The organism is Streptomyces sp. CCM_MD2014, from assembly GCF_000772045.1.
In the GTDB taxonomy this organism is placed as follows: domain Bacteria; phylum Actinomycetota; class Actinomycetes; order Streptomycetales; family Streptomycetaceae; genus Streptomyces; species Streptomyces salinarius.
Genome location: NZ_CP009754.1, coordinates 409,460 through 435,375 on the forward strand (window position 1 = coordinate 409,460; position 25,916 = coordinate 435,375).

The 25,916-nt window shown below is 74.1% G+C and carries 21 protein-coding genes; 14 read left to right on the plus strand and 7 right to left on the minus strand.

Annotated features, from left to right (window positions below; translation table 11 throughout):
- Nucleotides 1–47 precede the first annotated feature (47 nt).
- From NI25_RS01895 to catB, 7 genes are all read left to right on the plus strand, one after another.
- A complete protein-coding gene (locus NI25_RS01895) occupies nucleotides 48–1,379 on the plus strand; it encodes an ABC transporter substrate-binding protein (RefSeq protein ID WP_061440735.1) in 1,332 nt (443 codons plus the stop codon).
- 26 nt (nucleotides 1,380–1,405) lie between these two features.
- Nucleotides 1,406–2,392, plus strand: a complete 987-nt coding sequence (locus tag NI25_RS01900; protein ID WP_061440736.1) for a carbohydrate ABC transporter permease — start codon at nucleotides 1,406–1,408, stop codon at nucleotides 2,390–2,392.
- A complete protein-coding gene (locus NI25_RS01905; protein WP_061440737.1) occupies nucleotides 2,389–3,252 on the plus strand; it encodes a carbohydrate ABC transporter permease in 864 nt (287 codons plus the stop codon). Before NI25_RS01900 ends, NI25_RS01905 begins: the two co-directional genes overlap by 4 nt.
- Nucleotides 3,249–4,280, plus strand: a complete 1,032-nt coding sequence (locus NI25_RS01910) for a hydroxyacid dehydrogenase (RefSeq protein ID WP_078884481.1) — start codon at nucleotides 3,249–3,251, stop codon at nucleotides 4,278–4,280. The genes NI25_RS01905 and NI25_RS01910 overlap by 4 nt, the downstream gene beginning before the upstream one ends.
- Nucleotides 4,277–6,172, plus strand: coding sequence for a DUF2264 domain-containing protein (locus tag NI25_RS01915; RefSeq protein WP_061440738.1), 1,896 nt, complete (start codon nucleotides 4,277–4,279; stop codon nucleotides 6,170–6,172). Before NI25_RS01910 ends, NI25_RS01915 begins: the two co-directional genes overlap by 4 nt.
- Nucleotides 6,173–6,540: 368 nt before the next feature.
- Nucleotides 6,541–6,768, plus strand: coding sequence for a hypothetical protein (locus NI25_RS01920; protein ID WP_061440739.1), 228 nt, complete (start codon nucleotides 6,541–6,543; stop codon nucleotides 6,766–6,768).
- Nucleotides 6,769–6,903: 135 nt separating this feature from the next.
- A complete protein-coding gene (catB, locus tag NI25_RS01925) occupies nucleotides 6,904–9,183 on the plus strand; it encodes a catalase CatB (protein ID WP_061440740.1) in 2,280 nt (759 codons plus the stop codon).
- A gap of 54 nt (nucleotides 9,184–9,237) precedes the next feature.
- Here catB and NI25_RS01930 read toward each other — a convergent pair whose 3' ends face one another.
- Both NI25_RS01930 and NI25_RS01935 read right to left on the minus strand, forming a co-directional pair.
- Entirely contained in the window at nucleotides 9,238–10,119 is an 882-nt protein-coding gene (locus NI25_RS01930; RefSeq protein ID WP_061440741.1) for a YegS/Rv2252/BmrU family lipid kinase, read from the minus strand.
- Nucleotides 10,120–10,191: 72 nt separating this feature from the next.
- A complete protein-coding gene (locus tag NI25_RS01935; protein WP_061440742.1) occupies nucleotides 10,192–11,790 on the minus strand; it encodes an FAD-binding oxidoreductase in 1,599 nt (532 codons plus the stop codon).
- A gap of 71 nt (nucleotides 11,791–11,861) precedes the next feature.
- On the opposite strand from NI25_RS01935, the gene NI25_RS01940 reads away from it, so the two are divergent.
- Together NI25_RS01940 and NI25_RS01945 are read left to right on the plus strand one after the other, a co-directional pair.
- A complete protein-coding gene (locus tag NI25_RS01940; protein WP_061440743.1) occupies nucleotides 11,862–12,479 on the plus strand; it encodes a TetR/AcrR family transcriptional regulator in 618 nt (205 codons plus the stop codon).
- Nucleotides 12,476–14,095: a glycerol-3-phosphate dehydrogenase/oxidase gene (locus NI25_RS01945; RefSeq protein ID WP_061440744.1), complete on the plus strand. Its 1,620-nt coding sequence runs from the start codon at nucleotides 12,476–12,478 to the stop codon at nucleotides 14,093–14,095. Before NI25_RS01940 ends, NI25_RS01945 begins: the two co-directional genes overlap by 4 nt.
- Before the next feature lie 127 nt (nucleotides 14,096–14,222).
- Here NI25_RS01945 and NI25_RS01950 read toward each other — a convergent pair whose 3' ends face one another.
- Complete coding sequence (locus NI25_RS01950) at nucleotides 14,223–14,501, minus strand: hypothetical protein (protein ID WP_061446706.1); 279 nt, start codon at nucleotides 14,499–14,501, stop codon at nucleotides 14,223–14,225.
- Nucleotides 14,502–14,683: 182 nt separating this feature from the next.
- On the opposite strand from NI25_RS01950, the gene NI25_RS01955 reads away from it, so the two are divergent.
- Nucleotides 14,684–15,049 carry an STAS domain-containing protein gene (locus NI25_RS01955; RefSeq protein ID WP_061440745.1) on the plus strand — a complete coding sequence of 122 codons (366 nt, stop codon included), beginning with the start codon at nucleotides 14,684–14,686 and terminating at the stop codon, nucleotides 15,047–15,049.
- 5 nt (nucleotides 15,050–15,054) lie between these two features.
- Here the strand turns inward: NI25_RS01955 and NI25_RS01960 are convergent, their stop codons facing one another.
- Entirely contained in the window at nucleotides 15,055–15,483 is a 429-nt protein-coding gene (locus NI25_RS01960) for an ATP-binding protein (protein WP_061440746.1), read from the minus strand.
- A gap of 236 nt (nucleotides 15,484–15,719) precedes the next feature.
- Nucleotides 15,720–17,084: an endo-1,4-beta-xylanase gene (locus NI25_RS01965; RefSeq protein WP_061440747.1), complete on the minus strand. Its 1,365-nt coding sequence runs from the start codon at nucleotides 17,082–17,084 to the stop codon at nucleotides 15,720–15,722.
- 277 nt (nucleotides 17,085–17,361) lie between these two features.
- Here NI25_RS01965 and NI25_RS01970 point away from each other — a divergent pair, with 277 nt between their 5' ends.
- The 3 genes from NI25_RS01970 (at nucleotide 17,362) to NI25_RS01980 (ending at nucleotide 23,816) form a co-directional block, all read left to right on the plus strand.
- Nucleotides 17,362–19,944, plus strand: a complete 2,583-nt coding sequence (locus NI25_RS01970) for a SpoIIE family protein phosphatase (protein ID WP_061440748.1) — start codon at nucleotides 17,362–17,364, stop codon at nucleotides 19,942–19,944.
- A gap of 130 nt (nucleotides 19,945–20,074) precedes the next feature.
- Nucleotides 20,075–22,810, plus strand: a complete 2,736-nt coding sequence (locus NI25_RS01975) for a SpoIIE family protein phosphatase/ATP-binding protein (RefSeq protein WP_228956325.1) — start codon at nucleotides 20,075–20,077, stop codon at nucleotides 22,808–22,810.
- 160 nt (nucleotides 22,811–22,970) lie between these two features.
- Entirely contained in the window at nucleotides 22,971–23,816 is an 846-nt protein-coding gene (locus NI25_RS01980; protein ID WP_061440750.1) for a chitosanase, read from the plus strand.
- A 115-nt stretch (nucleotides 23,817–23,931) separates the two neighbouring features.
- Here the strand turns inward: NI25_RS01980 and NI25_RS01985 are convergent, their stop codons facing one another.
- Complete coding sequence (locus NI25_RS01985; RefSeq protein ID WP_061440751.1) at nucleotides 23,932–24,105, minus strand: CsbD family protein; 174 nt, start codon at nucleotides 24,103–24,105, stop codon at nucleotides 23,932–23,934.
- A gap of 156 nt (nucleotides 24,106–24,261) precedes the next feature.
- Here NI25_RS01985 and NI25_RS38220 point away from each other — a divergent pair, with 156 nt between their 5' ends.
- Nucleotides 24,262–24,408: a hypothetical protein gene (locus NI25_RS38220; RefSeq protein ID WP_199560798.1), complete on the plus strand. Its 147-nt coding sequence runs from the start codon at nucleotides 24,262–24,264 to the stop codon at nucleotides 24,406–24,408.
- 37 nt (nucleotides 24,409–24,445) lie between these two features.
- Here NI25_RS38220 and NI25_RS01990 read toward each other — a convergent pair whose 3' ends face one another.
- Nucleotides 24,446–25,915, minus strand: coding sequence for an MFS transporter (locus NI25_RS01990; protein ID WP_061440752.1), 1,470 nt, complete (start codon nucleotides 25,913–25,915; stop codon nucleotides 24,446–24,448).
- Nucleotide 25,916: the final 1 nt, after the last annotated feature.

Genomic DNA, 25,916 nt, shown 5'->3' on the forward strand with positions numbered 1-25,916 from the left:
GAGTCGCGTCCGCCCCCGCGCGGACCCGCAGGAGCCGCGGAGGCGCCATGCCCGGACGACCCAGCCGTCGCTCCGTGCTCGCCGCGATGACCGCCCTCCCCCTGACAGGAGCCGTGAGCGCCTGCAGCGGGGGGAACAGCGCATCGTCGGCCCGTACGGGCAGCACCACCCGCATCACCTTCTGGTCCGCCCTGCGCGGCAGCCAGGAAGTGGTCGACGCGTTCAACCGGACCCACCGCAACGTCCAGGTGGAGTTCCAGCAGATCCCCTCCGGCGGGCAGGGCGGCTACGCCAAGCTCAGCAACGCCGCCCGGGCGGGCAACGCGCCCGACGTCGCCACCCTCGAGTATCCGCAGGTACCGGGGTTCGCCATCGACGGTGTCGCCCGCGACATCACCGACCTGGTCAGTGACCGTCTGCGCCGCAAGCTGCTCCCGCAGGCGCTCGGCCTGACCACCTTCGAGCGCCGGGTGTTCGCCGTGCCGCTGGACGTCGAGCCCATGGTGATGCACTACCGCGCCGACCTGTTCGACCACTACGGGCTCCGAGTCGCCCGCACCTGGGACGAGTTCGCCGAGCAGGCCGCGACCGTGCGCCGCAAGGCCGCCGACCGCCGGCTGGTGCTCTTCCCGACCGACGGGATGACGCAGTTCGCCTGTTACGCCTGGCAGGCTGGCGCCCAGTGGTTCGACACCTCGAAGGGGGCGTGGAACGTCTCCCTCGCCGACGCGCCCTCCCGGCGGGTCGCGGAGTACTGGCAGGGGCTGATCGACCGGGACGACGTCTTCATGAACGCCGTCGAGAGCAGACAGTCCGACGCGCAGATCGGCAACGGACTGGTCCTCACCCGGCTCACCGGCGCCTGGGACGCCGGTGCCCAGATGAACGCGCGTCCCGGGCAGAAGGGCCGGTGGCGGATCGCCCCCATGCCCCAGTGGGACGCCTCCGCCCCCTCGACCGGTACACACGGCGGCTCGACCTTCGCGGTCACCGAGGACAGCCGGCACCCGGAGGCCGCGATGGAGTTCATCGAGTGGCAGGTCTCCCACCCCGACGCCCTGCGCGCCCGGCTCTCCAGCGGCACCAGCAGCCAGTACCCGGCCGCGCCCGGCCTGGTCGCGGTGGGCCGCGACGCCTTCGACCGCTCGTACTACGGCGGTCAGGACATCTACAGCCTGTTCGAGCAGGAGGCCGAGAAGATCGGCGACCAGTGGCTGTGGGGGCCCCGGATGAGCGCCACCCAGAAGGTCATGCAGGACTCCTTCGCCCGGGTCAGCGGTGGCCAGGGCAGCCTCGTCGAGTCGCTGCGCACCGCGCAGGAGGGCACCATGCCCGACCTCAGGGCCCTCGGCCTGTCCACCACCCAGCACAGCACCTGAGCCGACGAAAGGCAGGTGACACACCCATGACCGCGACCACCCACGCACGGGTGCCGGCCGGCGCCGCCCGCGCCGCCTCCCCGGCACCTTCGGACTCGGGCCTGCGGGCCCGCAGAGCGGCCAAGCGCCGTCAACTGACCGCCGCCGGCGTCCTCATGACGCCGTTCTTCGCCCTGCTGGTCACCGTCTTCCTGGTTCCCGTCGGCACCGCCGTCTACCTCAGCTTCTTCAGCGACGACCAGCCGGGCCTCGGCTTCGGTCCCGAGCGCACGGTCTTCGTCGGGCTGCGCTCCTACGCGGCCGTCCTCACCGACCCCACGTTCCTCGGCGGGCTCGGCACGGTCGCCCTGTACTGCCTCATCTACATCCCGCTGATGGTCGTCGGCGCGCTCGCCCTCGCCCTGCTGCTCGACTCGGGCGTGGTCCGGCTGCGCGCCTTCGCCCAGCTCGGCCTGTTCCTGCCGCACGCGGTGCCCGGCATCATCGCGGCGCTGATCTGGCTGTACCTGTACACGCCCGGCATCAGCCCGGTGATCGAGCTGTTCGCGAAGGGCGACATCACGATCGACTTCCTGGGCGTGCACACGGTGGTCCCGTCCATCGTGAACATCGCTCTGTGGAGCAACCTCGGCTACAACATGGTGGTCTTCTACGCCGCCCTCCAGGCCGTGCCGCGCGAGGTGATCGAGGCGTCCGTCGTCGACGGCGCGGGGCCGGTGCGCACGGCGCTCCAGGTCAAGACGCCGCTGGTGCGGGCCTCCATCGTGATGGTCTCGATCTTCACGCTAATCTGGGCGCTCCAGCTGTTCACCGAGCCGATGCTGCTCAGCCAGTCCTCCCCGATGATCAGCTCTCGGTTCTCGCCCAGCATGTACATCTACGACGCGGCCTTCACCCGCAACAACTACAGCCTCGCGGCGGCCGCCTCGGTGGTCCTGCTGGTGTGCACCATCGCCCTGTCCTACGGCGTCACCCGCTTCACCAGCCGCGCCGACTCCGAGGAGGCCCGATGAGCGCCGCCGACAGTTCCCTGCTCCGCCCCAAGCTGCTGGGCCCTGCCACCGTCAACGTGGTCGTCGCCGTCTCCGTGCTCTACACGCTGCTGCCGGTGCTGTGGCTGGTGCTGGCCTCGGCCAAGAACCGCGACGCGCTCTTCAGCAGCGACCTGCTCTCCCTGAGCGACTTCTCCTTCCTGCAGAACCTGAAGGACCTGTTCGCCATGGACGGCGGGCTGTACGGCCGCTGGTACGTCAACAGCCTGCTGTACGCGGTCCTCGGCGCGGCCGTCGGCGCGCTGGTGAGCGTGGCCTGCGGCTACGCCTTCGACAAGTACCGCTTCCGGCACAAGGAGAAGCTGTTCGGCCTGGTGCTCGCGGCGGTGATGGTGCCGCAGACGGTGCTCGCGCTGCCGCTGTACCTGATGGCCTCCGAGGCCGGCCTGGTCAACACCTTCTGGGCGGTCTTCATCCCGGTGCTGTTCAATCCGTTCGGCGTCTACCTCGGCCGGATCTTCGCGCGGGGCTACGTGCCCGACGAGGTGCTGGAGGCGGCGCGCGTGGACGGGGCCGGCGAGCTGACCACCTACGCGCGGGTGGCGCTCAGGATGCTCGGACCCGGTCTGATCACCGTCTTCCTCTTCCAGCTCACCGCGATCTGGAACAACTTCTTCCTGCCCATGGTGATGCTGTCCGACCAGGACCTGTATCCCGTCAGTCTCGGCCTGTACCAGTGGAACAGCTCGGCGTCCGTGTCCCCCGAGTACTACCCCGTGGTCATCATGGGCTCGCTGCTCGCCGTACTGCCGCTCATCCTCGCCTTCGTGCTGCTCCAGCGATTCTGGCGCAGCGGCCTGACCGCCGGAGCCGTCAAGTGACCGTGCACGACCCCGGACCCGGCCACCGGCCCCGTGCCGCCGTGGCCATGTCCCCGGACGCCGCCTCGGCCGTCCTCGACCCCGAGTCCCTCGCCGCCTTCCGCCGGGTCTGCGACCTCGCGCCGTTCCCGGTGCTCGACGACCTGACCACGGCGCGGGCGAAATCCGTCCTGGCGGACGTGGAGCTGCTGATCACCGGGTGGGGCTGCCCGCCGCTGGACGCGGAGGCGCTGCGGTCGGCGCCCCGGCTGCGGGCCGTGGTGCACACGGCGGGCAGCGTCCGCGGGCACGTCACGGAAGCGTGCTGGGAGCGCGGCGTCGAGGTCTCCTCGGCCGCCGCGGCCAACGCGCTGCCGGTGGCCGAGTACACCCTCGGCATGATCCTGCTGACCGGCAAGCGGGTGCTGGAGCGGGCCCGCGACTTCCGGGTCTCCCGCACGCGCGGCAACTGGCTGCGCACTCCGCGCGGCGTCGGCAACTACCGGCGCACGGTCGGCATCCTGTCGGCCTCGCTGATCGGCCGCCGGGTCGTCGAACTGCTGCGGCCGCACGACGTGGAGGTCCTGCTGCACGACCCGTACGTGAGCGAGGCGGAGGCCGCCGAGCTGGGCGTCGAGAACGTGGGGCTGCCCGAGCTGTTCGCGCGCTGCGACACCGTCAGCGTGCACACGCCGCTGCTGCCGGAGACCCGGCACCTGGTCGGCCGTTCGCTGATCGACGCGATGCCGGCCGACGCGGTGCTGATCAACACCTCCCGGGGGGCGGTGATCGACCAGGACGCGCTCACCGAGGCCGTACTGGCGGGCCGCGTCCGGGCCGTCCTCGACGTCACCGACCCCGAGGTGCTCGCGCCGGACCACCCGCTGTGGGACTGCGAGCACGCCCTGATCACCCCGCACCTGGCCGGCTCCGAGGGCAACGAATGGCGCCGTCTCGCCGACCTCGCCCTCGCCGAGACGACCCGCTGGGCCGCCGGTTCCGGCTTCCTCCATCCCGTACGACGCGAAAGGCTGGCGTTCCTGGCATGAGCATCCCGTTCGAACTGCCCACCGAGGACCGTGCGTCGAGCCCGTACACCGGTTACACCCGCGCCCACTGGGAGGCCGTCGCGGACGGGCTGCTGTGGGCCGCGTGGCGCTGGAGCACCCCGGGCCGCGCCCTGCTCGACCTGCCGGGACGTCCCTCGCGCTCGGGAGTGCGCTCCGACGGGCTGGAGGGCTTCGCGCGGACCTTCCTCGCGGCGGGCTTCCGCGTCGCCGGTGCGGACGGCGCGGACCCGCACGGCTGGCTGGACCGCTACGCGGAGGGTCTGGCCTCGGGCACCCGCACCCCCGGGCGCGACGACACCGAGTCCTGGCCGCTGATCCTCGACCACGACGTGCAGGGCCAGCCCATGGTCGAGTCGGCCTCGGTGGCACTGGGACTGCGGCTGACCGCGCCGTGGCTGTGGAAGAACCTCGACGCCGGGGTCCAGGACCGGGTGGAGGAGTGGCTGCGCGGGGCGCTGCGGCACGTGCCGGCGCCGAACAACTGGTACCTGTTCCCGTACACGGTCGCGGGATTCCTGGAGTCGGTCGGCCGCGGCGACGCGGAGACGGCCGCGGCCCGGCACCGGGCGCTGGAGTTGATGGAGGGCTGGTACCGGGGCGAGGGCTGGTACGCCGACGGCGACGGACGCGCCTTCGACCACTACAACGGCTGGGCGCTGCACCTCTACCCGGTGCTCGACGCCCACCTCGGCGGTGACGCCGGCGCCCTCGCCCGTTACGGCGAGCGGCTGCGCGCCCATCTCGACGGCTTCGCCCTGATGTCCGGGGCCGACGGTGCGCCGCTGCACTTCGGCCGCTCCCTCACCTACCGCTTCGCCGCGTCGTCGGCCGTGGCCCTGGGCGCGCTGACCGGGCACACCCCGCTGACGCCGGGCGCGTCGCGGCGGCTGGTGAGCGGCAGTCTGCGGTACTTCGTGGACCGCGGGGCGCTGACGGACGAGGGGCTGCTGAGCCTGGGCTGGTACGGCCCGCACGAGGCGACCCTGCAGGAGTACTCGGGCCCGGCCTCCCCGTACTGGGCGTCGAAGGCCTTCGTGTCGCTCCTCGCCCCGGCGGACCACCCGCTGTGGACGGCGACGGAGGAGCCCGCGCCGGTCGAGGAGGGCGACCGGGTGCTGGCGCTGACGGCACCCGGGCTGCTGGTGCAGGCGACCCGCGGCGACGGGATCGTACGGCTGCACAACCACGGCAGCGACCATGTGCGCCCGCACGAGGGCGAGTCGGCGGCCGAGGACGACCCGCACTACGGCCGGCAGGCCTATTCGACCCGGACGGGTCCCACGGCCCGCGAGAACGTGGCGGACAACCACCTGTCGGTCGAGGTGAACGGCCGGTCCAGTGTGCGGCGCCGCATCCATCCGCTGGGGGCGGGAGGCGGCGACGGCTGGGGCTGGGCGGCGTCCTGGCACCGGCCCGTCTTCGTGGCCGGGCCGCCGATGGTCCCGGGGCTGCGGGTGGAGAGCGTGACGGTGGCCCGGGGGCCGTACGAGCTGCGGGTGCATCGGGTGGTCGGGGCGCCGGCCGGGGCGCGGGTCACGCACACCGGGTGGGCCACCGGCCCCGAGGAGCCCCTGGCCTCCGTGCTGCACGGCCTGTACGGCTGGGAGCCGGAGGCGGAGACGGTGCGCGCACCGCAGGGCACCGCGTTCGTGCCGTGGGCGGAGCTGCCCCGGCTGTCCGGCGCGGCGGGCGGCACCTCCGTGCACGTCAGCCTGGCCGCACTGACCGGCGAACCGGTGCACGTCCCGGTGGCCGACGCGGTCGCGGAGGTGGTGCCCGGCGAGGACGGTGTGGAGGTGGTCTGGGCGGCCGACGGCGCCCGCACCCGGGTCTCGTTCGGGCCGGTGGGGGTGACGCACGCGGAGGGCTAGGGCCTGCTACGGCGGATCAGGTCGCAGGACAGGCACGGCACCTCGTCGACGCTGGTGAGCGGGGTCTGGTGCGTGCAGCCGCAAGGCGGAGGAGGGCGTCGACGCGGAGCGTCGGCAACCGACGACAACGCCGCGGACGCGCGTGCCGGGCCCCGCGTCCGGGGCATGATCCGCCGGACAGGCCCTATGGCCTGCTACGGCGTTTCGAGGACTCCGACGCGTGTCCGCGGTCGGAGCCCTCCCGCATGTGCCCCTCCCGCGTGCGCGCCCCTGCCCGCATGCGCCCTCCCCCGTGCGCCCTCCCCCGGTGGCGCGCCCCGGCCGGGACGGTGACGCTGGAACGGCACCCGTGAGAAGGAGCCGTCTCCATGCGCAAGTCGTCGTGCACCGTGATCGCGGCCGTAACCCTGTGGATCCTGTGCGCCGCCGGAGCGGAGGCCGCGGAGCCCGGCGCCCCGGGGCTTCCGGGCGAGGTGACGGCGACCGAGTGCATCGAGGGCGGCGGAGTGATCATCATCTCGGCGGACGGGGACGGGACGGGCTCCTTCACGGCGCTGTGCCGGGGCGGCACCCACGACGGACAGACCGTCACCTGAGCCCACCGCCTCCGCTCGTCACGCCCATGCCTTGAGTCCCGAACGCTGGGTACGCGGTCACGGCCCACCACGGCAGTCGGTACCCGAACACGACCGGGCGCGTGCAGCGGCCCGTCCAGAAACGGAGAATGGCCGATGAGCGAGGCCAACCCCCTGAAGCGAGCAGCCCGCAAGGTGACCGAGGGCCTGCACGGCGAGGCCGGCGGGCCGCCGGACGGAATTCCCGGCCGGCCCGGTCCCGAGTCGCCTCCCGTCGCCGAACCCACCGAGCCCCGCGAGCCGCTGCCCCCGAAGCCGGACCAGACCGGCCCGGACACCGTGTCGCCGACCGGACAGCCCACGGGTGCGGACCAGGCACGGGTGGCACAGTCCGGCAGCTACCTGACGGACGCCCAGGGGACGCGCCTGTACGACACCGACCACTCGCTGAAGGCCGGGCCGCGCGGGCCCGTACTGCTGCAGGACCACCATCTGCGCGAGAAGGTCATGCACTTCGACCACGAGCGCATCCCGGAGCGCGTGGTCCACGCCCGGGGCGCCGGCGCGCACGGGGTGTTCCAGAGCTACGGCACGGCGGCCTCCGTGACCAAGGCCGCTTTCCTGGCCGCCGACGTGGAGACGCCGGTGTTCACGCGGTTCTCCACGGTGGTCGGCTCGCGCGGGTCGTCGGACACCGTGCGGGACACACGCGGCTTCGCGACGAAGTTCTACACCAGTGAGGGCGTCTTCGACCTGGTCGGCAACAACATCCCGGTCTTCTTCATCCAGGACGCCATCAAGTTCCCGGACGTGGTGCACGCGGCGAAGCCGCACCCGGACCGGGAGATCCCGCAGGCGCAGAGCGCCCACGACACCTTCTGGGACTTCGTCTCGCTGCACACCGAGGCGACGCACCACACCATCTTCTTCATGGGCGACCGGGGCATCCCGCGCTCCTACCGGATGATGGAGGGCTTCGGCGTCCACACCTTCCGGCTGGTGAACTCCGAAGGTGCCACGACGCTGGTGAAGTTCCACTGGAAGCCCAAGCTGGGCGTGCACTCGCTGGTCTGGGACGAGGCCCAGATCATCAACGGCGTCGACCCCGACTTCCACCGCCGGGACCTCGCGGACGCCATCGAGGCGGGCGCGTACCCGCAGTGGGAGCTGGGCATCCAGACCTTCCCCGACACCCCGGAGCAGACCTTCGAGGGGATCGACCTGCTGGACCCGACCAACCTCGTGCCCGAGGAGCTGGCACCGGTGCAGCCGGTCGGTCTGCTGACCCTGAACCGCAACCCGTCCAACTTCTTCGCCGAGACCGAGCAGGTCGCCTTCCACGTCGGCCACCTGGTGCCCGGCATCGACGTCACCGACGACCCGCTGCTCGCGGGGCGGCTCTTCTCGTACCTGGACACGCAGATCACCCGTCTGGGCGGCCCCAACTTCCCGCAGCTGCCGATCAACCGGCCGCAGGCACCGGTCAACGACATGCTGCGCGACGGCATGCACCAGACGGCCGTGCACCGGGGTGTGGCTCCCTACCGGCCCAACTCCCTGGACGGCGGCTGCCCGTTCACCGCGGGTGCGGACACCAACGCGTTCATCGAGGCTCCGGTGCGGGTGCCGGAGGGGAGGAAGGTCCGCGAGGCGCCCGAGTCGTTCGCGGACCACTTCAGCCAGCCGCGCCGGTTCTGGCTGAGCATGAGCCCGGTGGAGCGCGAGCACATCATCGGCGCCTACACCTTCGAGCTGGGCAAGTGCTACGAGCAGGCCATCCGGGAGCGGACGCTGCAGGTCCTGGCCAACATCGACCCCGAGCTGTGCGCGGGTGTCGCCGAGGGCCTCGGCCTGCCCGCCCCGGAGCCGACCGTGCCGCCGGCCGACGTCGAGCCCAGTCCGGCGCTGTCCCAGGTCGGCGGGACCTGGCCGCTGGACGGCAGGGTCGTCGGCATCGTGACCGGCGGGGCGGACCTGGAGGGCGTGGCGGCCGTGCGGGAGGCGGTGCTGAACGCCGGGATGGTGCCGCTGATCGTGGCACCGACCGGCGGCACCCTCGGCTCGGGCGACGCCGCGCTGACCGTGCAGCGCAGCTATGTCACCGCGCGGTCGGTCGAGTTCGACGCGGTGCTGGTCGCGGGGACGCCCGACATGGGCGGCGACGCCTACACCCCGCGGGACTACAAGGCGGGCCCGGCGCCCTCGGGTCCCGGAACGGTCGACCCGCGGGTGAGTCTGCTGCTGTCGGAGGCGTTCCGGCACGGCAAGGCGATCGGGGTCTGGGCCGGCGGGACACCGGCGCTGGAGGCTTCCGGTGTGCCCGCCGACGCACCGGGCGTGATCGTCGCCGACTCCGGTACCGCCGCGCTGGAACAGATCACGGAACTGATGGGCTCGCACCGGGTGTGGGAACGCTTCACCACGCCGCGGGGCTGATCCACCGGACCGTGGGGCCGGGCACCGTCGTGGGTGCCCGGCCCCCTGGTGTGTTCAGCACAGGACGCGCAGCGCGCCGGGCAGCACCCTGGCCGTGACGGGCACGACGGCCTCGACCTCGCCGTCGGCGCCGTAGGGTATCGCCCGGTTCGCCTCGATGCGGACCTCCCGGCCGCGCAGGACGTGCACTTGGGGGCGGTGGACGTGGGCTCCCGTCGCCAGTTCGCTCATCAGGGCGAAGAACAGCCGCCGCGGCGCCTGGTGGATCATCACCACGTCGAGCAGGCCGTCGTCCACGCGGGCTGAGGGGGCGATGAGACGGTTGAAGCCGTAGTAGCCGGAGTTGGCGGCGACCACCGTGTAGCCGGTGAAGGCGTGCTCCTCGCCGTCGACCGTGACGCGGTAGCGCGTCGCGCGCCACCCCGCCACGGCCCGGACCGCCCCCGCGTAGTAGGAGGCGGCACCGCGCAGCAGGCGCGTGGTGTTGGCGTGCCGGTTGGCGAGCGCGTCGACACCGGCGTACACGCTGCCGAGGACGACGGTGCGGTCGTGGACGGCGGAGGTGACCTCGACCGTGTCGACGGGCCGCGGGTCGCCGTGCAGCAGCACCTCGGCCAGGGCGGCCGGCTCGGTGGGCAGCTTCAGGGCGCGGGCGAAGTCGTTGCCGCGCCCGGCCGGGACCAGGCCGAGCACGGCGCCGGTGCCACTGAGGGCGCCGCCGATCCCGCCCGCCATGCCGTCGCCGCCGACGGCGAGCACCACCCGCCCCGACGCTCCGGCCCGCCGGGCGAGTTCGCGGGCGTGGGCGAGGCTGTGGCTGTACTCGGTCTCCAGCTCCGCGCCGGCCTCCCGCAGCAGCCGGGCCACCCCGAGCAGCGCGGCGGCCGAGGTGGCGCCGCCCGCGGTGGGGTTGACGACGGCGGTGAACTGTCGCATCGGTGTGCCTCCGGGCTGACGGGTGGTGCCGGACTGTTGTCTCACGGGGTCGGGGTGCTCGGTCGGGCGGGGTCAGTCCGCGGGCAGCAGGACGCCCGGACTGAGCAGTCCGGTGGGGTCCAGGCTCCGCTTGACCGCGCGCAGCGCCTCGACGCCGAGGGGGCCCGCCTCCCGGACGTACCAGTCGCGGTGGTCGGTGCCGACCGCGTGGTGGTGGGTGATGGTGCCGCCGGCGGCGAGGATGGCCTCGTTGGCGGCGTGCTTGGCCCGGGTCCAGTGCGCCACGGCGTCCTCGCCCTGGGCGGAGACGACCGTGAAGTAGAGGGAGGCTCCGTTCTCGTAGACGTGCGAGATGTGGCACATGACCAGGGGCGGGGTGCCGGCCTCGGTGAGGGTGCCGGTGAGCGCCTCGCGGACGGCGGCGTACAGGGCGGGCAGGCGGGACCAGTAGGCCGCCGTCTCCAGGGTCTCGGCGAGCGCGCCGGCGTCGAGCAGGGAGTCGCGCAGGTACGGCGCCGAGTAGCGGCCGCGGGCCCAGCGCTCCCCCGGTTCGTCGCCGGCGAAGGTGCCGCCGCTCTCGCGCAGGACGGCGGCGGCGCCCTCGCGGCGGTGGGCGGTGTCCTCCTCGGTGCCCTCGAAGCCGACGACCGCGAGGCAGCCGGCGTCCTGCTGGTCCAGTGAGGCTCCGACGGCGTCGGGCTGGGCGAGGCCGATCAGGGTCTCGGTCTCGTCGGACAGCCGCAGCACCGTGGGCCGGGGGCCGTCCTGGGCGAGCCGGCGCAGGGCCGCGGCGCCCTCGTCGAAGGAGGCGAAGCGCCAGCCCTCGTAACGGCGGACCTTCGGCACGGGCCGCACCCGCACGGTGACGGCGGTGATGACGCCGAAGGCGCCCTCCGAGCCCAGGACGAGCTGGCGCAGGTCGGGGCCGGCGGCCGAGCGCGGGGCGCGGCCCGTGTCGAGGGTGCCCGAAGGGGTGGCGAGGGTGAGGCCGAGGACCATCTCGTCGAAGCGGCCGTAACCGGCGGAGGCCTGGCCGCTGGAGCGGGTCGCGGCGAAGCCGCCGACGGTGGCCCACTCGTAGGACTGGGGGAAGTGGCCGAGGGTGTACCCGTGCTCGGCGAGCAGCGCCTCGGCCTCGGGGGCGCGCAGCCCCGGCTGGAGGGTGGCGGTGCGGGAGACCTCGTCGAGGCCGAGCAGGCGGTTCATGCGGCGCAGGTCGAGTGCGACGAACGCACCCTCGCGGCCGGGCGCGAGACCGCCGACGACGGAGGTGCCGCCGCCGAACGGGACGAGGGCCAGCCCGTGTTCCGCGCAGGCGGCCAGCACGGCGAGCACCTCGTCGTGGCCGTCCGGCAGGACGACGGCGGCCGGGGTGTCGGCGGTGTCGCCGGCCCGCATGCGCAGCAGGTCGGGAGTGGACTTCCCGCGGGTGTGCCGGACGCGGCTCTCCGCGTCCGTGCGCACGTCGTCCGCGCGGCCGCCGACGGCTGCTTCCAGTGCGCGGCGGGCGTCCTCGCCCAGCGGCGAGACGGGTACGGCGATCTCCGGCAGCGGGAGCGCGGCGGCTTCGCGGGGTGTGACACCGAGCAGCTCGCGCAGCAGTCCGGTCACCGTGTCGGGCAGCGGCGTCGCCCTGGCCGGGTCGCCCCAGCCGTTCCACAGCATGTCCATCGCCTGTCGTCCTCACGGTCGCTTCGGGGAATGCCGACCGCATCACCCCGCTAGGCGTTACACTGTGACACATGACGCCCAACCGTCACAACCATGCGAGCAGGCAGACCCCCGCGGACAACGACACGGTGCTGGACGCCGTGCGCGACTGCGTGATGGCCGTCGGGGTGCGCCGTACGACGATGACCGACGTCGCCCGCCGCGCCGGTGTCTCCCGGATGACGCTGTACCGGCGCTGGCCGGACGTGCGGTCGCTGGTCGGCGACCTGATGACCCGGGAGTGGATCGCGGTGGCCACCGGCGCGATCCCCGGGCCCGGGGAGGCCACCGGCACCCGCTCGCGCATCGTCGACGGCCTGGTGGCCGGGGTGGAGGCGTTCCGCGCCCACCCCCTCTTCCGCAAGATCGTCGACGTCGACCCGGAGCTGCTCCTGCCCTACGTCCTCGACCGGCGCGGGGCCAGCCAGGAGGCGCTCCTCGAGCTGCTGGCCGACGCGCTCGAGGAGGGCCACGCCGACGGGTCGGTGCGCACGGTGCACACCGGGCGGCAGGCCCGGTCGGTGCTGCTGCTCGTCCAGTCCTTCGCCCTGTCGCTGCGGACCATGACCGACGAGGACGACGCCGAGCTGACCCCCGCGGCCCTCCTCGCGGAGCTGCGCATCATCCTGGAGAGGACCCTCACGCCATGAGCACCGCCGACCGCCCCGCCGCCGGGGCCTCCCTGTCCGCCGCACGGCGCTCGCGCGAGGTGGCCGACACCGTCGGCGGCCCCGTCGTGGACGTCCTCGTCGTCGGGCTCGGCGCGACCGGCGCGGGCGCCGCCCTGGACGCCGCCGCCCGTGGCCTGAGCGTCGCCGCCGTGGACGCACACGACCTGGCCTTCGGCACCTCCCGCTGGAGCTCCAAGCTCATCCACGGCGGCCTGCGCTACCTCGCCTCCGCGCAGCTGGACGTCGCCCACGAGAGCGCGGTGGAACGCGGGGTGCTGATGGAGCGCACGGCACCCCACCTGGTGCGCGCCCAGCCCTTCGTACTGCCGCTCACCCCGCTCGTGTCCCGCGGCCAGGCCGCCCTGGCGTGGGCGGGGTTCCGGGCCGGCGACACCCTGCGGCTCGCGGCGCGCACCGCACGGGCCACGCTGCCCGCGCCGCGGCGCCTGTCCGCCGTGGAGACCCGCCACCTCGCCCCGGCGCTGCGCTCCGACCGGCTGCGCGGCGGACTGCTCTCCTGGGACGGCCGGCTCACCGACGACGCCCGGCTGGTGACGGCGCTGGCCCGGACCGCCGCGGCCCGCGGAGCTCGGATCCTCACCCGCGTCAGGGCCCTGGAGCTGACCGGGTCCGGCGCCCGCGTGCGGGACGAGCTGACCGGCGAGGAGGGCGTGATACGGGCCCGCGCGGTGGTCAACGCATCCGGGGTGTGGGCCGGCGACCTCGTGGACGGCATCCGGATCCGCCCCTCCCGCGGCACCCACCTCGTCCTGCGCTCCGAGCACCTCGGCCCGCTCCCGGCGGGCCTGCACGTGCCGGTCCCCGGCGAGACCAACCGCTTCGTCCTCGTACTGCCCCAGGGCGACGGCCGTGTCTACGTGGGTCTCACCGACGAGCCCGTGGACGGGGACGTCCCGGACGTGCCCGACGTGCCCGAGACCGACGTCGGCTTCCTGCTCGACGTGCTCGGCTCGGTGCTGGAGGTGCCGGTCCACCGCGAGGACGTGGTCGGCGCCTTCGCGGGACTGCGCCCGCTGCTCGACACCACACCGTCGAACCGGTCCGGCGCCGGGCCCCGCACGGCGGACGTCTCCCGCCGGCACGCCGTGCTCACCTCGCCGGAGGGCGTGATCACCGTGGTCGGCGGCAAGCTCACCACCTACCGGCGCATGGCCGAGGACGCCGTGGACGCCGCCGTCGCCGCCCGGGGCCTGGCCGCCGGACCGTCCCCCACCGCCGCGCTGCCCCTGGTCGGCGCCGCCGCCCCGCACGCCCTGGCCCGGGTCCGGGCGCCGCGCCGCCTGGTGCGGCACTACGGCACCGAGGCGCCGGCGGTGCGGGCCCTCGCCGCCCGCGATCCCCGTCTCGCCGAGCGGGTGCTGCCGGGCCACCCCGTCACCGGGGCCGAACTGCTGTGGGCGCTGCGTCACGAGGGCGCCCTGGACGCGGCCGATCTGCTCGACCGGCGCACCCGCATCGGTGTGGTTCCCGAGGACCGCGCGGCGGCCCTGGACGCGGTGCGCGCCCTCGTCGGCGAGACCGGCGGGACGGGCGGGACCGGCGGCGCCGGCGAGGTCACGGCGGACCGGGGCTGATACCGGCCGCGGCTCCCGGTCCGTACGCATCCGCCCGGCCCGACGGGCTGGGGCGTCGGGCCGGGCGGGCCGGCCGAGCGGGGTCGGCCGGCGCGGCAGGCGGCCGGAGGGGCGGGCGCCTGCCCGGTCAGGTGTCGCGGTCGTCCTCCTGGACGGCCTTGCGGAGTTTCGCCTCGACTTTGTGCTGGGACTGGCCTCCCTCCTTGACGTACTCCGTCATCGCGGTCCGCGCGTCCCGGTCCAGGTCGCGCCAGGCCCGTACGGCCGTCTCGTAGGTGCGGGACTGCCGCGGGGTCCACTGGTGCTGCGTGGGCGGCCCGTACGAGTCGCGCAGTTCCTCGACCCGGTGCTGTGCCAGGTCCGCCGCGCGGCGCTTGTGCACGAGCTCCTCGAATGTGTGTGCCACCACACCTCGACGGTAGTCAGTGGAGCGCCCGGGCGCGCGTCGAACCCGCGGCGGCCGGTGTGCCGGTGCGTGCCGATGCGCTCCGGTCCGCACAAGTGGTCCACGCGGGCGGCGAAGAGCCTTAACATCAAGCCACCGACGACGGCCGGGCACGGGCGGCACACACGAGAGCTGAGGGCAGCGTGGCGGAGACCGAGGGAGCGGCGGTACCGGAGCGGCTGCTGATCACCCGTACCACCACGGGCGACGGCGTCAGTCTCGTGGTCCTCGCCGGAGAAGTCGATCTCGACGGCAGCGGCCGGCTGCGGGAGGTCCTGCTGGCCTCGGTGGAGTCCGCGCCCGGCACGGTGGTGGACTTCGGCGAGGTGGGGTTCCTGGACTCCAGCGGCATCAACGTCCTGATCTCCGCCCACCGGGCCGCCGAGTCCCGCGGCGTCTGGTTCCGGCTCGCCGCCCCGCGCGACGCCGTCGAACGCGTGCTGCGGCTGGTGGGCGTCGACGCGCTCATCCCCTGCTACCCGAGTGTGGAGCGGGCCCTGACCGCCTGACCGCGTCAGGTCAGCGGCAGGCGCGCGTACACCGTCTTGCCCGTCGCGTGCGGCTTGGTGATCACCTCGTCGCACAGCCGTGTCACGATCTCCAGCCCGTGCCGGCCGACGCGGACGGGGTCGCGCGGCAGGAAGGTGGGAAACGCGTCCCCCGTGTCCGACACCGCGATCTCCACACCGTCGCCGACCAGGGTCAGCTCCAGCCGGCAGGGGCCGGGCGCGTGCCGCAGCGCGTTCGTCACCAGCTCGCTCGCGACCAGCCGGGCGGCGTCCAGGAAGGTGTCCGCCGGCTTCACGCCCCGCTCGGCGAGACGTGCCGCGAATCCGCGCACGGCGTCCCTGGCAGCGGGGATCATCGCGGATCCGCCCCTGAAATCCACCACCGCGCAGACGACGGAGCCGTCCGCGGTGTCGGGTCCGTGCGCCGGGGTCATACCGAGCCTCACCGTCCGGTCCGGGGCCGAGTGGGGAGCGAAGGTCCCCCACTCTCACGATACGCACCGGCGCGCCTCCCACGATCCCTTCGCCCCAACTTCCGCCGCACGCGCCGTTTTCCGGGCGGCACCGCCTCACATCGCGAGAACCGGACACCGCCCCCGTCCCGATCGGCGCGCGGGACGGGGGCGGGGCCGGAGACGGAAGCGGTCGAACGGCCAGCCGGAGGGCCGGATCAGGAGGCGGTGCAGGTGCCGAGCGTGGGCGCGGCGTCGCTGCCGTTCTTCGCCGCGGTGAACCCGAAACCGGTCGACGCGCCGGCCGCCAGGGCCCCGTTCCAACTCGGCCTCACCGTCATGACGTTGCCGCTCCAGGTGGGCGTGCCGTTCCAGAGGGAGGAGACGGACTGCTGCGCCGGCAGGGTGACCGTCACGGTCCAGGCGCTGACCGGCTCGTCGCCCGCGGTGATGGTGACCTGGCCGTTGTAGCCGCTGTTCCAGTCCGCGGTCCTGGTGTACGTGGCGGTGCAGGTCACGGTGGCGTCGCCCGGGTCACCGGGGTCTCCGGGATCGCCCGGGTCACCCGGGCCGTCCGAGCCGCCGAGGGCGGACAGGACGGCGTCGTAGGCCGGCTTCTCCTGGTAGTTGCCGTCGAACAGCAGCGGGGTGCCGCCGCTGCGCCACGAGTACTTGTCGGTGACGCCCCAGACGGTCATGCCGGTACAGCGGTCGACCGCGAGGCAGGCCTCGACGACCTTCCGGTAGTCGGCGGCCTGGGCCGAGCCGGAGCCCTCGATGTCCAGCTCCGTGATCTGCACGTCCACGCCGAGGTCGGCGAAGCGCTGGAGGTTCTGCCGGTAGTCGGACGGGACCGGGGAGTTGCTGTTGAAGTGGGACTGGAAGCCCACGCAGTCGATGGGCACGCCGCGGGACTTGAAGTCCTTGACCATGGCGTAGACGGCATCGCTCTTCGCGTTGACGCCGTCGGTGTTGTAGTCGTTGTAGCAGAGCTTGGCGGCCGGGTCGGCGGCGCGGGCGGTGCGGAACGCCTCCTCGATGAAGCCGTCGCCCAGCTTGTCCTGGAAGGGCGAGCTGCGCCGCGCGCCGCTGCCGCCGTCCTGGAACGCCTCGTTGACGACGTCCCAGCTGTGGATCTCTCCCTTGTAGTGGCCCATCAGGCCGTTGATGTGGTCCTTCATGGCGGTGCGCAGGTCGGAGGCGCCCAGCGAGCTCACCCAGGAGGGCAGTTGGGAGTGCCAGACCAGGGTGTGGCCGCGCACGTCCATGCCCCGGCTCTGCGCGTGGTCCACGATCCGGTCGGCGGAGGTGAAGGTGAAGGTGCCGCGGCTGGGTTCGGTGGCGTCCCACTTCATCTCGTTCTCGGGGGTCACCGAGCTGAACTCGCGGTCCAGCGTGGCGGTGTAGTCGGCCTCCCCGAGGTGGCTCGCCGCGACGGCGGTGCCGAAGTAGCGGCCCTGTCCGGCGGCCGCGGACCCGAGCGTGTCGGCGGCTTCGGCGGAGTGGGCCGCGGCCGTCAGAGCGGCCGCGGCCACGAGACCGGCGGTGGCCGCTCTCGACAGGCGTCTCAACTTCATGCTCATGTCATCCCGTTCCTTGAATCGGTGCGCGGAGGCCGTCCGGAAGGGCGGAAGCCGCCGAACTCCACCCCGAGAGGCCGAAAGTTTCGGTCGTATTTCCGAATGTCGCGGAGGAGATTACGGACTCCCGTGCGGGAGGTCAACGCCCCGTCACGGTGACGTCACGGTCACCCGTGCGACCCGACCGCGTGCGCGACCGGGCGCGGGGGGCGCATTCTGGCTGTGTCGCCCGCACGGCCCGTGTCGTCCCGCGCGGCGGCGCACGGACGAGGTGGGGCCGATGAGCACAGGCGCCGGGAACGCCGGGCGGACCGACCGGGTGCCCGGGCGGCTGACCGCGGCGCTGATCGACGCGTCGACCCGGGCGATCGGAGCGGCCGGCGGCCACGTGGGCGGTGTGTACCTGCGCTCCTCCGCCCCCGGCGTGCTGCGGCTCGCCGTCCTGGCCGGACTGCCCGGACCGCTGTTCCGCCCCTGGTGGCGCCTGCACGCCGACAGCCCGTTCCCGGTCGCCGACGCCTACCGGCTGGGAGTCCACGTGGTGCTGCCCAACGCCGCCGAGACCATGCGCCGGTACCCGCAGTTCGCGGCCGGTCTCCCCTTTCCCTTCGGCTCCCTGTACGTACCCCTCTCCGGTGCGAGCCGGGCCTACGGCGTGCTGACCGTCCTGCGGCCCGCGGCCCCCCACGCCGCCGACGTGCTGGAGGGCGCGGACCGCTTGGCCGGGCTGGCGCAGGACCTGGGCGCGGCACTGGAGCGGCTGGAGGCCGACGCCGACGCGCCGCCGGTCGTCTGGGAGGGCGAGCCGCTGTGCGTACGGCCGCCGGCCGCGGGCCGGCGCGCGCAACGCGCCGGAAGTTTCGGCTGGGATCCGGACACCGGCGCCGTCACCCTCGACGAGCCGCTGTGCGCGCTGCTCGGCATCGCGGCCGGGCACACCGGAGCGCCGGCGGGGCTCGGGACGCTCACCGGTGTGCTGGCCCCCGACGACGGTCACCGGATCGCCGCGGCGCTGCGGGAGACCGCCGCGGGCCGGCCGCCCCGGCTGCCCCTGTACGTACGCACCGTGGACGGTTCACTGCGCCTGGTGGAGCTGTGGCGGCCGCCGTCGGCGCCGCCCGCGGGCGGGCCGGTGCGCGGCGCCGTGCGCGACCCCTCCGACGGCACCGTGGCCGACGCCGCGGCCGACCTGCTGCCGGAGGGTGTCCTGTGCGTCGACCGGCTCGGCACCGTCGTGTACGCGAACCCCCGCGCCGCCCGGTTGCTGGGCGGGCCGCGGGCGGGACTGGCCGGCCGCTCCCTGTGGGAGGCCGTGCCGTGGCTGGACCAGCCCGCCTACGAGGATCATCTGCGCGGTGCCCTGCTCTCCCCGGAGCCGGTCCGCTTCCACGTCCGGCGACCGCCCGACGCCGGCCGCCGGAGCACGCCGCGGCCCTACGAGGGCGACTGGCTCGCCGTCAGCGTGTATCCCGGGCCGGACTTCCTGACGGCCACACTCCGCCCGGCCAACCGGGTGGCCGACGCGTCGGCCGGACTCACGCCCGAGCACGGCGTACCGGCAGGGGGCGGGACCGAGGCGGCCCCCGAGCCGGACGCGGGTGACCCGGCGCCGCCGGTCGCCACGACGGCACCGGAGTACCGCCCCATCGTCCTGGCCGTGGCCCTCACCGAGGCGGTCACCGCCCGCCAGGTGTCCGCCGTGGTCGTACGGGAGCTGCTGCCGGCGTTCGGCGGCCGCCGGCTCGCCATCTACCTGCTCCAGGACCGCCATCTGCATCTGGCGTGGGAGACGGGCTTCCCGCCCGGCTTCCTGGCGCCCTTCGAAGGGGTGCCGCTGGACGCCCGGCTGCCCGGGGTGGAGACGCTGACCAGCGGCCGGCCGCTCTTCTTCGACTCGATGCAGGACCTGGCCGCCGCGTATCCGGGCATTCCGCTGGACGCCACGGAGGGTGCCCGTGCCTTCCTGCCGCTGATCGCCTCCGGGCGGCCGGTCGGCTCCTGCATCCTCGGCTTCGAACGGTCCCGGGGCTTCGGCGCCGAGGAGCGCACGGTGCTCACGGCGCTCGCCGGCCTCGTCGCCCACGCCATGGAGAAGGCCCGGCGCTACGAGTCCGAGACCGCGCTCGCCCGCGGGCTGCAGGAGGCGCTGCTGCCCCGGCGGCTGCCCGCGCACCCGCTGCTGGAGACCGCGGGCCGCTATCTGCCCGGCACCGCGGGCATGGAGGTGGGCGGGGACTGGTACGACGTGGTGGCCTCCGGGGAGAGCATGGCACTCGTCATCGGGGACGTGCAGGGCCACGGCGTGCAGGCCGCGGCGACCATGGGGCAACTGCGCAGCGCGGTGCGCGCCTTCGCCCTCGGCGACCGTCCGCCCGACGAGGTGATGAGCGGCGTCAACCGCCTGCTGGCCGATCTGGACCCGGGCCTGTTCGCGAGCTGCTGCTACATCCGGCTCGACCCGGCCACCGGACGGGCCTGCGCGGCACGGGCGGGACACCCGCCGCCGCTGCTGCGCCACCCGGACGGACGCACCGAGACCCTCGACCTGCCCGGCGGGGTGGTGCTCGGGGTGGACCCGGGCGCGCCCTACCCGCTGACCGATTTCGTGGTCGAACCCGGCGCCGTGCTCGCCCTGTACACCGACGGTCTCGTGGAGCGGCCCGGCGCCGACATCGACGACGGGATCAACGCGCTGCGGCTCGCGCTGGCCCGGGCCGGCGCGCCCGCCGTACGGCCGGGGAGCCGTTCGCTGGCGGGTGTCGCGGACCGGATCGTCGTGACCGCCCGCCACACCGCGGACCGCCCCGACGACATCGCCCTGCTGCTCGCCACCCGCCGCATCCGCCCCGGAAGCCCCGGGTGAGGCCGGCCGTGCACGTCCTGGCGCCCGGCGCGGACACCCGGGTGCCCCGTCCGGCGGTCCGCCGTGTCCCACGGGGCGCCCCTCGCCTCCCGGGGCCCGGCAGTGTAGACATGAGCACATGGTCCGACTGATGGGTCGATCGGGAGAACGGTCACCCCGTCGTCCCGGCGGCCCGCACGTCCGACACCGGCAGGACGCGGACCGGTCACGGCGGGGAGCGGACGCGGGGCGGTCCGCCTCGGCGCTGCGCTCGGCGCTGTCCGGACGCAGCGTGGCCGGCCAGGTCTTCGTGATGAACGTGGTCATCGTGCTGCTGCTCGTGGTGGCCGCGGCGGTCGCGCTGGTGCTCCAGGTGCGGCACGACAGCACGGTGGAGGCCCGCAACCGGTCCGTCTCGGTGGCCGCGACGTTCGCCAACTCCCCCGGCATCCTCCAGGCGCTGCGCGGTCCCGACCCCACGGCGGTGCTCCAGCCCCGCGCCGAGTCGGTGCGCAAGGCCACCGACGTGGACTTCGTGGTCGTCACGAACCCCGAGGGCATCCGCTATACGCATCCCAAGCCGGACCGCATCGGCAAGAAGTTCGTCGGGAACATCGCGCCCGCGCTGGCCGGCAAGACGGTGACCGAGGAGATCGAGGGCACCATCGGACCGCTCGTCCAGGCCATCGTGCCCGTCAAGGCGCCCGACGGGAAAGTGGTGGGCCTGGTCTCGGCCGGCATCACGACCGAGAACGTGGGCGGGGCCGCCGACCGCCAGCTCCCCCTCGTCCTGAGCGCGGCGGCCGTCGGGCTGGCCCTCGCGACCGGGGGCACGGCCCTGGTGAGCCGGCGGCTGCTGCGGCAGACGCACGGCCTGGGGCCGAACGAGATGACCCGGATGTACGAACACCACGACGCCGTCCTGCACAGCGTCCGCGAGGGCGTGCTCATCGTCGGCGGCGAGGGCAGGCTGCTGCTGGCCAACGACGAGGCGCGGCGCCTGCTCGCCCTGCCGCCGGACGCCGAGGGCCGGCACGTCGGCGCCCTCGGGCTGCCGTCCGACCTGGCGGAGCTGCTCGCCTCCGGCCAGGCCGCCACCGACGAGGTGCACCTGGTCAAGAACCGGCTGCTGGCCATCAACCAGCGGCCCACGGACGTACGGGGCGGACCGGCCGGCAGCGTCGCGACGCTGCGCGACTCGACCGAGCTGCGGGCCCTGTCCGGCCGGGCCGAGACCGCCCGGGAGCGCCTGGACATCCTGTACGCGGCCGGGGTGGGCATCGGCACCAGCCTCGACGTCACCCGCACCGCCGAGGAACTGGGCGAGCTGGCCGTGCCCCGGTTCGCGGACTACGTCACCGTGGACCTGTTCGACACCGTGCTGGCCGGCGGTCAGCCGGACAGTGCGACGCCGCTGCGCCGCACCGCGCGCAGCGGCGTCAGCGAGGAGGTCCCGCTCTATCCCGTGGGCCGGCAGATCCGTTACGTCGACTCCTCGCCGCAGGGCCGCACGCTGCGGACCGGCCGGGCCGTCCTGGAGCCCCGCCTCGGCGAGGCGCCGGGCTGGCAGGCGCAGGACCACGAGCGCTCCGCGCAGGTGGTGGAGTACGGCGTCCACTCGCTGATCACCGTCCCGCTGCGTGCGGGCAGCCTGGTGCTCGGGGTGGTGAGCTTCTGGCGTTCGGACAAGCCCGAGCCGTTCGACGAGGACGAGCTGGCGCTCGGCGAGGAGCTGGTCGCGCGGGCCGCGGTCTCCATCGACAACGCGCGCCGCTACACCCGCGAGCACAGCATGGCGGTGACCCTCCAGCGCAGTCTGCTGCCCCGCAGGCTGCCGGACCAGAACGCCCTGGACGTCGCCTACCGCTACCTGCCCGCGCAGGCCGGGGTCGGCGGGGACTGGTTCGACGTGCTGCCGCTGTCCGGGGCCCGGGTCGCGCTCGTCGTCGGCGACGTCGTCGGGCACGGGCTGCACGCCGCTGCCACCATGGGCCGGCTGCGGACGGCGGTGCACAACTTCACCGCTCTCGATCTCCCGCCCGACGAACTGCTCGGGCTCCTGGACGAGCTGGTCGGCCGCATCGACCAGGACGAGGCGGCCGACGACAGCAGCGCCCCGGTGACCGGTGCGACCTGCCTCTACGCGATCTACGACCCGGTCGCCGGCTCCTGTGTGATGGCCCGGGCGGGCCATCCGCCGCCGGCCCTGATCCGGCCCGACGGCACGGTGGAGTTCCCCGAGGTGCCCGCGGGGCCCCCGCTGGGCCTGGGCGGTCTCCCGTTCGAGACGACGGAACTGCGGCTGGCGGAGGGCAGCCGGCTCGTGCTGTACACCGACGGGCTGGTCGAGGACCGCCTGCACGACATCGACGTCGGCCTGGAACAGCTGCGCCGGGCACTGGAGACGGCCGGCGAGACGCCCGAGGAGACCTGCCGGACCGTCCTGGACGCCCGGCTCCCGGACCGGCCGGGCGACGACATCGCGCTGCTGGTCGCCCGCACCCGGACGCTGGGCCCCGACCAGGTCGCGGAGTGGGACGTCCCGAACGATCCCGCGGCGGTCGGCGAGGTGCGTTCCCAGGTCACCCGGCGGCTGGGCGAGTGGGGCCTGGACGAGCTGGTGTTCACCACGGAGCTGATCCTCAGCGAGCTGGTCACCAACGCCATCCGGTACGGCGGCGAGACCGTCCACGTCCGGGTGGTGCGCGACCGCAGCCTGATCTGCGAGGTGTTCGACAGCTCCAGCACCTCGCCGCATCTGCGGTACGCGGCCATGACGGACGAGGGCGGGCGCGGCCTGTTCCTGGTCGCGCAGCTCGCGGAGCGCTGGGGCACCCGCTACACCCCGGCGGGCAAGGTCATCTGGGCGGAGCAGCCGGCGCCCTGACGGCCGCGGAGGCCCTCCCCCGGACCGACCCGGGAGCCTCGGTCGCCCTCGGTCCGTACCGATTCCGTGCGAGACGGGTGTCCGGCGGGCCGATTGTCTGGTAGGAAACTTTCCTATCAGTGCCCGGCACTCCCGACCCCCCACCACACCTGGAGATTCCGTGAGGCACCCCTTCCCCGACCCGGCGCGCCCCTCAGGCCCCTCGCGCCGTACCGTGATCGCCATGGCATGCGCGTCCCTGGCGACAGTCCCTCTCCTCACCCCCTCGCGGGCCGCGGCGGCCTCCGCGCGGGCGACGGGGCTCGACGACCCGGCGAAGAAGGAGATCGCCATGCAACTGGTGTCGAGCGCGGAGAACTCCTCGCTCGACTGGAAGGCGCAGTACCGGTACATCGAGGACATCGGCGACGGCCGCGGCTACACCGCCGGCATCATCGGCTTCTGCTCCGGCACCGGTGACATGCTCGACCTGGTGGAGCTGTACGCCGAGCGCAACCCCGGCAACCTGCTCGCGCCCTATCTGCCCGCGCTGCGCCGGGTGGACGGCTCCGACTCGCACGAGGGCCTCGACCCCGGCTTCCCGGACGACTGGCGCCGGGCCGCCGACACGGACCCCGGGTTCCGCCGGGCGCAGGACGACGAGCGCGACCGCGTCTACTTCGACCCCGCCGTACGGCGCGGCAAGGAGGACGGGCTGCGGACGCTGGGGCAGTTCGCGTACTACGACGCGATCGTCATGCACGGCGACGGCGGCGACCGTCTGAGCTTCGGCAGCATCCGCGAGCGCGCCCTGGGCCGGGCCCGGCCGCCGGCCCGGGGCGGGGACGAGGTGGCCTATCTGCACGCCTTCCTCGACGCGCGGGTGTGGGCCATGAAGCAGGAGGAGGCGCACAGCGACACCAGCCGGGTCGACACGGCCCAGCGCGTCTTCCTTGACGAGGGCAGCCTGGACCTCGAGCCGCCGCTGGACTGGCACGTGTACGGGGACGCCTATCACATCGGCTGACCCCGCGCCCCGGTGAGGCCGGCGGCCTCACCGGGGCCGCCGGGCACGACGCGGGCCGCGGAACCCGGCCGTCGCCCGGTTCCGCGGCCCGTGGGCCGTCCCGTCCGTTCCGGTGTCAGTGCCGGAACACGTCCTTGCCCTTCTCCTTGGCCTGCCGGGCGTCGCCCTTGGACTGCGCGGCGCGGCCCTCGGCCGTCATCCTCTCGTTCCCGACGGCCCGGCCGGCCGCTTCCTTGGCCTTCCCCTTGGCCTGCTCCATCTTGGCCCTGGACTTCTGGTTGCCGGCCACAGTGGTTCACCTCTCGGCGTTGGGTGAGCGATGTCCTGCCCCGCGGGTCGCCCCGCGCGGCGGGTCCAAACGTGCGAACGCCCGGCAGGGGTGTCCGGCGGGGCAATGGGTACGAGCACCGGCAAGGGAAGCACCTCGTCGACTCGGAGGAACGTCATGGCCGGAGTACTGGACCAGATCAAGCGGTTCGCGCGCAGTCCGCAGGGCCGCCGGGCGGCGGAGCAGGTGCGCCGGGCCGCCTCGGACCCCCGCCGCCGCGCACAGGCACAGGAGATGCTGCGCAAGTTCGGCAAGCGCCGCTGAGCGCGACTCGCCGCCGCGCCGCCGAGCGACGGGAGGGTCAGTTCTGGCCGGCGTGGGTGTGGCTGTGGGACGTCTCCGGCGGGCAGTTCCGGTCGTGACCGGGACGGTCCCGCCGCCAGTCGCGGACCGCGACGGTCAGCGCGCACAGCATGGCGGCGACTCCGGTACCCACCGACAGGGCCACGGCCTCGTGGTAGTCGTCGTGGGTGGCGTTCAGCGTCAGGTAGAAGAGCCCCGGCAGCGCGGCGGTGCCCACGGCGCCGCCCAGCCGCTGGCCGGTCTGCAGGGCGCCCCCGGCCGCGCCCGCCATCCGTACCGGCACGTCGCGCAGCGTCATCGTGATGTTGGGGGAGATCACGCAGCCGCTGCCCAGCCCGCCGAGCAGCAGCGCCGGGGCCGCGAACCAGGCGGCCTGGCCGGAGGGCGCGAGCCAGAGCAGCAGCGCGGTCGTGCCCAGCCCCGCCATGACGGCGACCAGTCCCCACACGGTCAGCAGCCGCCCCAGGCGTTCCACCAGTCGGCCCGCCACGGCCGCGGCGACGGCCGAGCCCACCGCGAACGGGGTCACCGCCAGGCCCGACATGAGCGGTGAGTAGCCCAGCCCGTTCTGGAAGAAGAGCGCGAAGACGAGCCACACCCCGCTGAAGCCGACGAAGTACAGGGCTCCGAGCCCCGCGCCGGTGGCGTAGCCGCGGGTCTCGGTCAACAGTCCCGGTTCCAGGAGCGGCTGGCCGCCCCGGAGGGCGACGCGGCGCTCCCAGCGGGCGAATGCGGCCAGGACCAGCGCTCCCACCGGGAACAGCCACCACGCCTTGGTCAGACCCCCGCCCTCGGCGAGGACCAGCGGCAGCATCACCGCCAGGATGCCCGCGCCGAGCAGTGCCACCCCCACCGGATCGAGGCGTCCCGGGCCGCCGGGCGCGACCCGCGGCAGCAGACGGAAGCCCAGGAGCAGAGCCAGCAGGCCGACCGGCACGTTCACGTAGAAGATCCACCGCCAGCCCTCGGGGCCGGCCAGCGCCAGGATCAGGCCGCCCACGACCGGCCCCACGGCGCTGGAGACCCCCACGGTGGCGCCGAAGAGGCCGAACGCGCGCCCGCGTTCCGCGCCCCGGAACAGCTGCTGGATCAAAGCCGAGTTCTGCGGTGCCAGGCTGCCCGCGGCGACGCCCTGGGCGAGGCGGGCCGCGACGAGCAGCTCGATGCCGGGCGCGGCCCCGGCCGCGGCGCTGAAGAGCACGAAGGCGGCCAGGGCGACGAGGAAGACGCGGCGCCTGCCGAACGCGTCGCCGATCCGCCCCGCGGTCACCAGGGTCAGGGCGAACGCCAGCGCATAACCGGAGACGACCCACTGCACGGACGCCGGCGAGGCGTGCAGCCCCTCTTGCATGGAAGGCAGGGCCACGGCGACGATCGTGACGTCCAGCAGGGTCATGAACCCGGCGACCAGGGTGACCCACAGGGCCCGCCACCGGCGGGGATCGGGTTCGTCGTCCGGACGCTGCACA